12 protein-coding genes and 2 tRNA genes are annotated in these 12,263 nt (G+C 41.1%); 8 read left to right on the top strand and 6 right to left on the bottom strand.

Going from position 1 to position 12,263, the window contains the following annotated elements:
• Positions 1-46 precede the first annotated feature (46 nt).
• The 3 genes from FTV41_RS05755 to FTV41_RS05745 all read right to left on the bottom strand — a co-directional run bounded on the left by FTV41_RS05755 (position 47) and on the right by FTV41_RS05745 (position 1,062).
• Positions 47-778 carry a hypothetical protein gene (locus tag FTV41_RS05755; protein WP_179988554.1) on the bottom strand — a complete coding sequence of 244 codons (732 nt, stop codon included), beginning with the start codon at positions 776-778 and terminating at the stop codon, positions 47-49.
• A 109-nt stretch (positions 779-887) separates the two neighbouring features.
• Positions 888-973 (bottom strand) — tRNA-Leu (locus FTV41_RS05750).
• 15 nt (positions 974-988) lie between these two features.
• Positions 989-1,062 (bottom strand) — tRNA-Cys (locus tag FTV41_RS05745).
• 152 nt (positions 1,063-1,214) lie between these two features.
• Between FTV41_RS05745 and folD the strand changes: the two genes are divergently transcribed.
• The 3 genes from folD to FTV41_RS05730 all read left to right on the top strand — a co-directional run bounded on the left by folD (position 1,215) and on the right by FTV41_RS05730 (position 3,002).
• On the top strand, positions 1,215-2,063 hold the full coding sequence (gene folD / locus FTV41_RS05740; protein WP_179996272.1) for a bifunctional methylenetetrahydrofolate dehydrogenase/methenyltetrahydrofolate cyclohydrolase FolD: 849 nt from the start codon (positions 1,215-1,217) through the stop codon (positions 2,061-2,063).
• 91 nt (positions 2,064-2,154) lie between these two features.
• Positions 2,155-2,337 carry a hypothetical protein gene (locus FTV41_RS05735; RefSeq protein ID WP_096900994.1) on the top strand — a complete coding sequence of 61 codons (183 nt, stop codon included), beginning with the start codon at positions 2,155-2,157 and terminating at the stop codon, positions 2,335-2,337.
• Positions 2,334-3,002, top strand: a complete 669-nt coding sequence (locus FTV41_RS05730; protein WP_004972140.1) for a methyltransferase — start codon at positions 2,334-2,336, stop codon at positions 3,000-3,002. Before FTV41_RS05735 ends, FTV41_RS05730 begins: the two co-directional genes overlap by 4 nt.
• 39 nt (positions 3,003-3,041) lie before the next feature.
• Here the strand turns inward: FTV41_RS05730 and FTV41_RS05725 are convergent, their stop codons facing one another.
• Together FTV41_RS05725 and FTV41_RS05720 are read right to left on the bottom strand one after the other, a co-directional pair.
• Positions 3,042-3,476 (bottom strand): hypothetical protein, encoded by a 435-nt coding sequence (locus tag FTV41_RS05725; RefSeq protein ID WP_026438295.1) that lies wholly within the window; start codon positions 3,474-3,476, stop codon positions 3,042-3,044.
• A 293-nt stretch (positions 3,477-3,769) separates the two neighbouring features.
• Complete coding sequence (locus FTV41_RS05720) at positions 3,770-5,599, bottom strand: phosphoenolpyruvate carboxykinase (GTP) (protein ID WP_004972137.1); 1,830 nt, start codon at positions 5,597-5,599, stop codon at positions 3,770-3,772.
• A gap of 416 nt (positions 5,600-6,015) precedes the next feature.
• Here FTV41_RS05720 and FTV41_RS05715 point away from each other — a divergent pair, with 416 nt between their 5' ends.
• The 5 genes from FTV41_RS05715 to FTV41_RS05695 all read left to right on the top strand — a co-directional run bounded on the left by FTV41_RS05715 (position 6,016) and on the right by FTV41_RS05695 (position 11,288).
• On the top strand, positions 6,016-6,954 hold the full coding sequence (locus FTV41_RS05715) for a diacylglycerol kinase family protein (RefSeq protein ID WP_179996271.1): 939 nt from the start codon (positions 6,016-6,018) through the stop codon (positions 6,952-6,954).
• Entirely contained in the window at positions 6,935-7,708 is a 774-nt protein-coding gene (locus FTV41_RS05710) for a metallophosphoesterase (RefSeq protein ID WP_179996270.1), read from the top strand. The genes FTV41_RS05715 and FTV41_RS05710 overlap by 20 nt, the downstream gene beginning before the upstream one ends.
• A 185-nt stretch (positions 7,709-7,893) precedes the next feature.
• A complete protein-coding gene (gene groES, locus FTV41_RS05705) occupies positions 7,894-8,184 on the top strand; it encodes a co-chaperone GroES (protein WP_004972131.1) in 291 nt (96 codons plus the stop codon).
• A 59-nt stretch (positions 8,185-8,243) separates the two neighbouring features.
• Complete coding sequence (groL, locus tag FTV41_RS05700; RefSeq protein ID WP_179996269.1) at positions 8,244-9,878, top strand: chaperonin GroEL; 1,635 nt, start codon at positions 8,244-8,246, stop codon at positions 9,876-9,878.
• 258 nt (positions 9,879-10,136) lie between these two features.
• On the top strand, positions 10,137-11,288 hold the full coding sequence (locus FTV41_RS05695; RefSeq protein WP_179996268.1) for a LuxR C-terminal-related transcriptional regulator: 1,152 nt from the start codon (positions 10,137-10,139) through the stop codon (positions 11,286-11,288).
• 35 nt (positions 11,289-11,323) lie between these two features.
• On the opposite strand, the gene FTV41_RS05690 is transcribed toward FTV41_RS05695, so the two are convergent.
• On the bottom strand, positions 11,324-12,187 hold the full coding sequence (locus FTV41_RS05690; RefSeq protein WP_179996267.1) for a hypothetical protein: 864 nt from the start codon (positions 12,185-12,187) through the stop codon (positions 11,324-11,326).
• Positions 12,188-12,263 lie beyond the last annotated feature (76 nt).

Raw genomic sequence — 12,263 nt, 5'->3', positions numbered from 1 at the left:
CCGAGTCTAAGTTGCTCGGTTTTTTTTGATGATTAAGCGGAGGTTTTTAATCGAGTTTATCTTGAATATAACTGTCTAAATCTATGTATTTAATGCTTTTACATAAATTGTGTTCAACCTGCATCAGTTGTTGATGTAACTGAATTGCATGTTGATATTGCTGATTCAATTGGGCAAAACGAGGGCTATTTTTATTGGAAAAATACATCCGATATTGAATTTTAGCAGCTTGACGATATGACCAATACGCAGCACGGCGAAATTGCGTTAAGCAATATTTTTGTTCAAGGCTTATGTGGTCACGGAACATATTCTCTTTATAGAAACGTACAAAACCAAAACTGATGCAGAAAAAGAATAAAATCCCTTGCAGAATTGCACTCTGAAAATAGGCGAAATTTACCGCTTGTAGCAGAATCAATACTGCTATTTTTATGGTGGCATGTTGCTGTAGTTGATACCACGATGCCGAACTGTGTTTAATTTGATACAACACATAAGGTAGAAGCAGCATAAAACCTAACATGATGGCTAAAATCGCCAATGCCTTGGCTTGAAAGGCATCGTACTGCGTTACAAAGTTTTGAATCCCGTGCGCCAGACTGATTGAAATAGGAATAAAAATCAGGCAGGCCAAGACCCATGGAATCATTTCTTTCCAATCATCCAGCATGCCTTTGCTTTGAATAAAACCATAAAACAAAATATTTCTTTTAAATGCAGCAGGGTATTGTTGTTGCAATTGCTGCAAATCAAGAAGCGCTTGTTTAGGGTTCATAGAGGCATCATTGAATATTGAATAAAGAGGGGAAAACCTAAAATTTAGGCATAAAAAAACCAGCTTAATGCTGGGTTCTTTATTTGCACCATTTTAATCTATTTTAAAATGGTGCCCGAGGCCAGACTCGAACTGGCACGCTTTGAGGGCGGGGGATTTTAAATCCCCTGTGTCTACCGATTTCACCACTCGGGCATAGTTTTACAAGATTGGAGGCGGAGGTCGGAATCGAACCGGCGTCCACGGAGTTGCAGTCCGCTGCATGACCACTCTGCCACCCCGCCGCGTCTTGTGATGCGTATATTAGCAAGCTCTGAAAAAAAAACAATACTATTAAATGAGCAGATGCACATTAATTCGACATATAGAATAAAATAGTCTAAATAATCATGTATTATTTGCAAAATTGATTCATATCAACATTTGGAGATGTGCCGTGGCATTAATTTTAGACGGTCGTGCATTGGCAAAACAAATTGAAGCTGATCTGTTAACACGTGTAGAAGCGTTAAAAGCAAAATCAGGTCGTACCCCAATTCTAGCGACTATTTTGGTCGGTGATGACGGTGCATCTGCAACTTATGTACGCATGAAGGGCAATGCTTGCCGTCGTGTGGGCATGGATTCTTTAAAAGTAGAATTGCCAACAGAAACCACCACAGAACAATTATTGGCAGAAATTGAAAAATTGAATGCCAATCCTGATGTGCATGGTATTTTGTTGCAACACCCAGTTCCTGCGCAAATTGATGAGCGTGTTTGTTTTGATGCGATTTCACTTGCAAAAGACGTAGATGGTGTGACCTGTTTAGGTTATGGTCGTATGGCAATGGGCGAAGCTGCATATGGTTCTGCAACACCTGCAGGCATTATGACCATTCTTAAAGAAAAAAAAATTGAAATTGCAGGCAAACATGCCGTTGTTGTGGGGCGTTCGGCAATTTTAGGTAAACCAATGGCTGCGATGCTTCTTGAAGCCAATGCAACAGTAACCATTTGCCATTCACGTACCCAAGATCTTGCAAGTTTTGTGAAACAAGCGGACATTATTGTTGGTGCGGTTGGTAAAGCTGAATTGATTCAAAAAGACTGGATCAAACCAGGCGCTGTGGTTGTTGATGCAGGCTTCCATCCACGTGATGGCGGTGGTGTTGGAGATATCCAATTGCAAGGCATTGAAGAGATTGCTTCTGCATATACGCCTGTACCAGGTGGCGTTGGCCCAATGACGATTACAACTTTGATTCGTCAAACGGTTGAAGCGGCTGAGAAAGCGTTAGGTTGATGAAGACCTCTCCCTAACCCTCTCTTGCGCTTCAATTTAAAAGCAGTGCTTTAAATTTTGCTCAGGAGAGGGGAAATTCATTGTGAAAATAATGGATGCTCCTTCTCTTGCGCCGTATACGGCTCAGGGAGAAGGCTGGGATGAGGGCTTAAAAATTCTCTCCCTAACTCTCCTAAAAAAGAGTGGGGAATTCATTGTAAAAATAATGAATGCCCCCTCTCCTTTAAAAAAGCAGAGGGAACTTTTTAAATTAGAACGAATAAAAATCCAATGAGCTGTACCTTTCAATTTCCTAAAGCCCCTGAACATCTTTTAGATGCTTTACATGATGTAATTCCAAATTGTGAATTACTGGCACAGCAATTGCCTGAAACGCCTATTTCACTTTGGCTTATTCCACCAGTATTTCCTACCGACAAGCTAGATGATGAAGTGATTCGTCGTATTTGGAATGATACGCCGTACTGGATTTTCTGTTGGGCTTCAGGACTTGCAATGGCGCAATGGTTATTGGCAGAACCGCAGCAAGTAAAAAATAAAGTCGTTTTAGACTTTGGTGCAGGTTCGGGCGTGGTGGCGATTGCTGCAAAAATGGCAGGTGCCAAACGGGTAATTTGTTGTGATATTGACCCCATTAGCCTTGCAGCCTGTCGAGCCAATGCTGAATTGAATGATGTGGTGCTTGAATATTTAGATGATCTATACAAAGCAGAACAAGTGGATGTATTGTTGGCTGCCGATGTACTTTATGATCAATGCAATCGCTTTTTTTTAGATGAGTTCTTAAAGTTCGCCCCAGAAGTTTGGGTGGCAGACAGCCGAGTGAAAAACTTTAGTCATCCACAATATATAAAAATAGATGAACGCAGCGCGACCACATGGCCAGATTTGGATGAAGCCAAAGAGTTCCGTAATGTGAGTTTTTATAAGACGCGATAACTCATCACGTCTTATAGGAAGCCAGTTTTGTGGCGCGAATTAATTGCAGCTATAACGCACAATGCGCAGTGTGCTTGGGCGAGCATCTAAGGCCTGACGTGTAGCATAGTTTTCACTGCTATGTAGCTCAGGTGTGTTCGATAAGCCAATAGAGGTGCGGCTTTGCCCAAGTTGGCGACCATACGGGTCTTGTTGGTTGGCTGCAGGATTCACCACTTCATTAATACTTAAAATCCGCAATTGATAAGTTTTATGCGCACCAAGTTCTTTTTGGCAGGCACGCTGTAATTTACTTTCATCGCGCTGTTGGTTTTGACGTCCTGCAAGCGTATAAGCCAATACGGCAGTGCGATCAGTTTTGCTTTCGACTTTATAGCCAACAAAACTATTCTCGTTTTGCTCTGGCAAACTTTGACAAGCGGATAAACCTAACCCAAGTCCCGTCATAGCCAAAATAATCATTGTATTCTTCATGGTTTTATTCATGATCATGTCTCATGTTTTGATGTCATTTCATTCTTGTTTTAAGTATGCCATAGCTGAGTGGACAAAGCATGGCTTTGTTGGTGATGTGGTAGGCTGTCTATATTGGGGGTGATAAGTGTGTTTTGATGATGTCATGTTTTTACCTTGAATCTTCGTATTATTTAGTATTTACACATCAGCGGGGGATGTTGAAGCTGGAATGTTGATGTTTTTAGCAACTAAAATATTAGGGCAATAAAAAAGGTCACCGAAGTGACCTTTTCTTAGCAATCAGCGTTGAATTACGCAGATTTAACCGCTTCAAGTAAAGCAGCTTGACGTGCTTTCAATGCAGCAGGTAGGCGCTCACCAAGTTTGTTGAATAACTCAGTGTGGCTTTCTAACTCTTTGATCCATTGTTCTTTGTCTTGCGCTGTTACAGTTTCAAATTGCTCTTTAGAGAAATCTAAACCAGTCCAGTTCAATTGCTCATACGTTGGAACAAAACCAATTGGAGTTTCAACAGCTTCTGCACGACCTTCGCAACGATCAATGATCCACTCAAGTACACGCATGTTTTGACCAAAACCAGGCCATACGAAGTTGCCTTCTGCATCACGACGGAACCAGTTTACGTTGTAGATACCTGGTAATTTGTTGCCTGCAGCTTTTGCTTTTTCGCCAACTTTCTCACCCATTTCTAACCAGTGAGAGAAGTAGTCTGCCATGTTGTAACCAGCAAATGGAAGCATTGCAAATGGGTCGCGGCGTACAATACCTTGTTGACCAACGGCTGCTGCAGTAGTTTCAGAACCCATAGTTGCAGCTTTATATACGCCATCTACCCAGTCAAATGCTTCTGAAATTAGAGGCACTGTGTCTGCACGACGACCACCGAAGATGAACGCTGAAATTGGAACACCTGCTGGATTTTCCCAGTCAGCATCAATAGAAGGACATTGACCCGCTGCAACAGTGAAGCGCGCATTTGGATGAGCTGCTTTTTCTGCGCCAGTATGTGGTTGACCTTTCCAGTTGGTTAAGTTTGCAGGAACTTCTTTAGATAGACCTTCCCACCATACTTCGCCGTTGTCAGTCACAGCAACGTTGGTATAAATCACGTCTTTGTGCAGAGTTGCCATACAGTTCGGGTTAGTCTTGGTGTTTGTACCAGGAGCAACACCGAAGAAACCAGCTTCAGGGTTAATTGCATATAAGCGACCATCTTCACCTGGTTTGATCCAAGCAATATCGTCACCTACAGTTTCAATTTTCCAGCCTTCATAACCTGCAGGTGGAATTAACATCGCAAAGTTGGTTTTACCACATGCAGAAGGGAATGCTGCTGCGATGTAGTGTTTTTCGCCTTGTGGGTTGGTCACGCCTAAAATAAGCATGTGTTCAGCTAACCAGCCTTGTTCACGACCCATTGCAGAAGCAATACGAAGCGCTAAGCATTTTTTACCCAATAATGCGTTACCGCCATAACCAGAACCATACGACCAGATTTCACGAGTTTCTGGATAATGTACGATGTATTTTTCTTTGTTACATGGCCAAGCAACGTCTTTCTCGCCTTCAGCCAATGGTGCGCCCACAGTGTGTACGCAAGGAACAAATTCGCCATCTGTGCCCAATACGTCATAAACAGCTTTACCCATACGAGCCATTTTAGACATGCTGACAGCAACATAAGGAGAGTCAGTTAATTCAATACCGATGTGCGCAATGTGGCTACCTAATGGGCCCATAGAGAATGGAACCACATACATGGTACGACCAGCCATTGAGCCGTCGAATAAACCGTTTAATTTAGCGCGCATTTCAGCTGGCGCTTCCCAGTTGTTTGTCGCACCAGCATCTTCTTTGTTTTCAGAGCAGATGTAAGTACGGTCTTCAACACGAGCAACGTCAGAAGGATCAGAGTTTGCAAGGTACGAACCAGGGTGTTTTTCTTGGTTTAATGCTTGCATGGTGCCGTTAGCGATCATCAAGTCAATGAGACGTTGATATTCTTCAGCGCTACCGTCACACCATTCAATTTTTGCTGGTTTCGTTAACTTTGCAATTTCTTCAACCCATGCAATAAGCTTAGGGTGACGAACGAATTCTGGTGCGTTCACTTGGGTCATGGTGAGGCCTATCTTAAATGTGTACAAATGATGTACAAAGTACAATCTGAACAACGGGATACATCGTTCAGATGAAATATGAAAAAAAGTGGCTGTATTAAAGCACAAAATCATAAAAAAAATAAGACTTAGGCATGATTTGGCTTTCTGATTAAAATGTTTGGATAAATTAATAATACTGTATATGAAACATATACTTACATGTTTTTGTTGCTATATTTTTCACTATTTAAATATTTGATGGGCATTATTTATTTAAATTATTTTTATATAATTCAATATGTTGAGTCTGTATTTTTTGATCGGTTTGTCATTGATTTAATGAATGGTCATCATTTGAATTTTACATAAAGCTGCTTTTCATTCCGCATCAATTGGTCGAAATTAGAGCAAAAGCTTTAAAATGATTGAAGAAAATGTCGACAACATTACAGCCTTTATCGCTTATTTATAATCAAAAATCTGGATTTCATGCCACACAGCAAGAAGGTGTCTATGAAGAGTTGCTGCATGTTTTGTCACAGCATGGTTTTGAAATCCAATTGTTTGAAATGGGCGATATCGCCAATTTTGATCAACTGATGCAACAGGTATTAGCACGGCATCAAGCAGCGCATTTAAGCGGTGTAGTGGTTGCAGCAGGTGGTGATGGTACTTTAAATGCAGTGGCGGCTAAACTGAAAGGCACTCACATTCCGATGGGTATTTTGCCTTTAGGCACGTTTAATTACGTGGCGCGTTTATTGAATATTCCACTGGATTTAATTGAAGCCGCACAGGTCATTGCCACAGGCACGACGCGAGCTGTGCATGTGGCACAAATCAATCAACATATTTATTTAAACAATGCCAGTTTGGGTTTGTATCCTTTATTCATTCAAAAGCGCGAGCGTTATAACCAATATTTAGGACGTTTACCTTTGCATGCCTATACTTCAGGTTTGGATGTGCTGATTCGTGACCGTAAAGAGTTAAAATTAAAAATTGCAATCGATGGCACACTTTATCCCTTAAAAACCCCGTTGATTTTCTTTGGCAATAATCAATTGCAATTATCTGAAATGAATTTACGTATTGCGCAAGCGGCAGAACAGGGCAAAGTTGCGGGTGTCGTGGTTGCCAAAAGCGATAAGCTGACTTTATTTAAAATTTTATGGCAAATGATTCAGGGCAAACTAGATCAAGCCAGTGATGTTTATAGTTTTGCTGCAGATCAGGTGGTAATTCACAGTACACAGACGCAGCTGACCGTGGCGATAGATGGGGAAATTGTCAAAATGCGTCCGCCATTACATATTTCGGTGCAGAAGAATGCACTCAACATTAAGGTGCCGCATGTTATTGCATCTGTCTGATTTGCATTTCGGCACCGAAAATATCGCGTGTATGCAGGCGATTCAACAGTTGTGTGCATCATTGCAGCCTGAAGCGGTAGTGGTGAGCGGCGATTTAACTCAACGCGCACGTTATGCACAATTTTATGCCTGTAAGCATTTTTTAGACAGTTTAGATGTGCCGTATTTGGTGGTGCCAGGTAATCACGATATTCCGCTGTATCATCTCTGGAAAAGATTTTTGAGTCCATTCGCCCGTTATCAGCTGTTTTTTGGACGCATGGAAAGTGTGTTGGAAACGCAACATTTTTATCTGATAGGCGTAAATAGTATTCGGCGCCGTTTTCACACGCGTGGGCACATTTCTTTAGATCAAATTCAGGAGATTGATGCTTTGCTGCAAACCGCGCCAAGTAATAAGTTTAAAATTTTGGTGGCGCATCAACCATTTTATACACCACCAGATGATCGCCACGGCATTAAAGATTGCCCAGTGTTGGGACGAATTGCCTTAGAGCAGTGGAGTAAAAATGGTTTATATGCCTTGTTGCATGGACATTTACATCAACCCGCAGTATATGACTTAAATCAAATTTATGCCTTAGGCGCAGCGCATCCTGTGCTGGATATTCATGCGGGTACTGCAATTTCGTATCGTTTGCATCAAGGTATGCCGAATAGCTTAAATGTATTGTGTAACAATGGTGATGTGCAGCATTACATTTTCGATGCCACACAAAAGCAATTTGTATTGTGGCAACAAAATGCAGAATAAATCACCGATCTAGCCAACTTGTCTAAAAAAACAACAAAAAATGAAAAATTTTTAGCTTTTCCCCTTGAAGCGTTTTTTTCCATCCCCACAACTGTGTCATCTAAAATTTATTTTGATGATGACCAAAGGAATAAATAAGTCGTCATCAGGAATCTGTACATAGACCTAGTCTGATGGAGTTATTTATGAGCAACATTCGTCCATTACATGACCGCGTAGTTATTCGTCGTGTTGAAGAAGAAACAAAAACAGCTGGCGGTATCTTGCTTCCAGGTTCTGCAGCAGAAAAACCAGCGCAAGGTGAAGTGATTGCAGTAGGTAATGGTCAAATTACAGACAATGGCGTACGCGCTTTAGACGTAAAAGTGGGCGACAAAGTCTTGTTTGGTACTTATGCAGGCACAACAGTTAAAGTAGACGGTGAAGAACTTCTAATTATGAAAGAGTCTGACATTTTAGCGGTACTTGAAGGCTAATTTCAGAACTCATATTCAAAGCAAATTTGAACATTATTTAAAAATATTTGGAGTTAGACATGTCAGCTAAAGACGTAAAATTTGGTGATTCAGCTCGCACAAAAATGATTGCAGGCGTGAACGTACTTGCAGATGCTGTGAAAGTAACTTTAGGCCCTAAGGGCCGTAACGTAGTGATTGACCGTTCTTTTGGTGCACCGCACATCACTAAAGACGGTGTATCTGTTGCTAAAGAAATCACCCTAAAAGATAAATTTGAAAACATGGGTGCACAGTTGGTTCGTGAAGTGTCAAGTAAAACCAACGACATCGCAGGTGACGGTACAACAACTGCAACTGTACTTGCACAAGCCATTTTAAATGAAGGCATCAAATCTGTAACTGCGGGCATGAACCCAATGGATTTGAAACGTGGTATCGACATTGCTGTAAAAGCAGTGGTTGAAAACATTAAAGCGACGGCTAAACCTGCATCAGATACTAAAGCGATTGAACAAGTTGGTTCGATTTCTGCTAACTCTGATACGACTGTAGGTAAGTTAATTGCAGAAGCAATGGAGCGTGTGGGCAAAGAAGGCGTGATTACCGTTGAAGAAGGTTCAGGCTTTGAAGACTCACTAGACGTTGTAGAAGGTATGCAGTTTGATCGTGGTTATATCTCACCATACTTTGCAAACAAACAAGATACTTTAACTGCTGAACTTGAAAACCCATTCATTTTGTTGGTAGACAAAAAAGTGGGCAACATTCGTGAATTAATCACAGTTTTAGAAGCAGTTGCGAAAACAGGTAAGCCATTATTGATTATCGCTGAAGATGTAGAAGGCGAAGCGTTGGCAACACTTGTTGTAAACAACATGCGCGGTATTATTAAAGTATGTGCGGTGAAAGCACCTGGTTTTGGTGATCGTCGTAAAGCAATGCTTCAAGATATCGCGATCTTGACAGGTGCAACTGTGATTTCTGAAGAAATTGGTATGTCTTTGGAGCAAACTTCACTAGAGCACTTGGGTACTGCACACAAAGTAACAGTATCTAAAGAAAACACCGTGATTGTGGATGGTGCAGGTAATGCAGGTCAAATTGCTGAGCGTGTACAACAAATCCGTGCGCAAATTGAAGAATCAACTTCAGAATACGACAAAGAAAAACTTCAGGAACGTGTTGCTAAGTTAGCGGGCGGTGTTGCAGTGATCAAAATTGGTGCGGCAACTGAAGTTGAAATGAAAGAGAAAAAAGACCGTGTAGATGACGCACTTCACGCAACTCGTGCTGCGGTTGAAGAAGGTGTTGTTGCAGGTGGTGGTGTTGCGTTAGTACGCGCAGCGAAAGCACTTGACGGTGTAACTGGTGCAAATGACGATCAAAATGTCGGAATTAACATTTTACGTCGTGCAATTGAAGCGCCTCTTCGTCAAATTGTGGCAAACGCAGGCGATGAGCCATCTGTAGTGATCAATGCAGTGAAGAGCGGTGAAGGTAACTACGGTTATAACGCTGCAACTTCTGAATATGGCGATATGCTTGAAATGGGTATTCTTGACCCTGCAAAAGTAACACGTTCTGCGCTTGAGCATGCTGCATCTGTTGCGGGCTTAATGTTGACGACTGAATGTATGATCACTGAAATCCCAGAAGAAAAACCAGCAATGCCTGACATGGGCGGAATGGGTGGTATGGGCGGCATGATGTAATTATCAGCGTACCCAAACTTCAAAAACCTCGTATCGTCAGATACGGGGTTTTTTTATGACGTGGTTTTTATAATTCAGAGTTTGCACGTATGAAAAAGCAAAACTGCCTAGCCATTTTCCATTTATTTATTAAATGCGTGATATGTATTTAAACTGCTTTTTTTGTGAATAAAACCCACTATGCTACTTGGAATAATAAGAAAAACAAATGATTAAATAAGTGTAATGCAGGCTGGAGTAGGCATAAAGGGGATAAAAATGGATAACCGAGAACACGAAATTATAGGCAGTATTTATGATGCCGCTGTAGATGTGAATTTATGGCCGCAAGTAATTGAAAAAATTGTTCAATATACAGACAGTAAAACCGCCATTTTTACTGCCTTAGATCAATTTAGCCCAAGTTACGATTTTTTATTTAGTCACAATATTCCAGATGAAGCTTTGCATGCCTATCGTGATGAGCGGATTCGCGTGATTGACATGCAGTTACACCGAGTATTGTGGGAAAATTTAGGTGTGGGGCAAGTAGCGAGCTCGGATTTATCGCATTATGGGGAAAACCCTGAAAGTGATGAATATATCTTTTATGAACGGTGTTTGAATCCGACGGGAATTAGTTATATCTCGGCTGTTTTGCTTGATCAAGGATCACATCGCTGGGCGGTTTTAGGGTTACACCGTGCGCCTGATGCAGCGCCGTATCAACAAAAAGAGTTAGATTTTTTAAAGCAATTGGGGGTGCATTTGCGCCGTGCTTTACAAATCCATCGTCAGTTTAGTTTGGTTAAACAAGAAAATTTAAGTTTGTATAGTGTGCTCGATCATTTAAAAACAGGTGTAATTTTGCTTGATCATCAGCTGAGTTTGACTTATTCAAACCCTTTAGCTCAAAGCATGATTGAACACGATTCATGTTTAGATTTGGATTTGTATAATCGCTTAAAAACCCATGCTTATGATCAAAGTCGTTTAGATCAATTATTACATTCAGCGTTGTTGGGACAGTCGGCATTAAACGCAGATGTAGGCGGTGTATTGTCTTTGTCAGATGCGAAAGGACAACAATTAATGCTGACTATCGTACCTTGTTCTAAATTAAAAAATATGCAGCATCAAAATGCAGGACAACATCAAATTGCGGTATTTCTGACCGATAAGCATCAGCACTATGCCTTGTCACAAGCCTATTTGCAGCAAGCTTATCAATTGTCTAAACGCGAGTTTGAGCTGTGTGAGTTGTTGTTGAATGGTTGTAAGTTAGAAAAAATTGCGGAACATTGTGGAGTTACGCTCAGTTCCGTGCGCACTTATTTTAAAAATATTTATGAAAAAACCCAATGCAACTCGCAAATTGAACTCATGCATTTGTTGATGGGCTGCACCATACATTTTGAGCATATTGGTTAAAGCTGCCTAAATTTGCTTAGGCAGCTTTATCGTGTTTAATTACTACGTTGAAGAGTAACAGGATCTTCACCTTGAGGATGTAAGGTCAAGCTTGTACCTGAAATACTATAAGTTGCATTGACTTTGCTGTTATCCCAAGGATCATGCAATCCACCACAGTCATTGGTGTCATATAAAATTTCTGTTGCGGAGAGTGTATTGCCAGTAAGGCTGTATTTGCCATATTCGATGCCTGGCCAGCCACACTCATCGCCACCTTCTGTGTCTAAGAAGAAATAAAAACCTGTGTCAAAGAAAGCAAACAAATGAGTTTGATTGAGTTGCAAAGTGCCAACTAAGCCTGTGGATTGTTTGACCTTGTTGAAAGTATAAATACTATTACTACCCACGTCAGTCAGTACTAAATTTGTACCGTTATAATTTAAGCGGAAATGACCATTATTGTCTGGGTGGGAAAGCCCGTAGTCACCATTGGTATCTTCTGAGATGAGTGGCATGAGAGTGCTGTCAATTGAGTTCCAATTGAGTCGGCCCATTTCAATACCTGCATGCCCAGTTTCATCCGTTATATCTGCTTCACCAATAACGTACTGTCCAGTAGGTAAAATATGTAATATAACAGCAGTGCTTTCAGTACGCCCAATTTCCCAAGTGCCTGCAATATCTTTATAGAAAGTGGCTTGGAAGTTTTCTGCAGCTTTTTCAGGTGTCACGATTCGATCTAGTGGGATATCGGTTTTAGGGATCACTTCATTGACAAACGTAGTTGAAAACTCTGCGGGTGTTTGCTCGAAATTCATATTCACAGCGGTTAAGGCTGTTTGAGTGTCTGCAGTAATTTCAATTCCTGAACCGTACCGGGTTTGTCGGAGACCAACTTTCTTGAGAGAATGTTCCAATGACAAAACCAAAATATACCCCTGAAATCAGAGAAAGAGCGGTTCAATTATTGATTGAATCTGAAAAAGATTATCC

It is taken from the genome of Acinetobacter sp. YH16051 (genome assembly GCF_013417135.1).
In the GTDB taxonomy this organism is placed as follows: domain Bacteria; phylum Pseudomonadota; class Gammaproteobacteria; order Pseudomonadales; family Moraxellaceae; genus Acinetobacter; species Acinetobacter towneri.
This window is presented reverse-complemented; position numbering and strand designations above follow the sequence as displayed.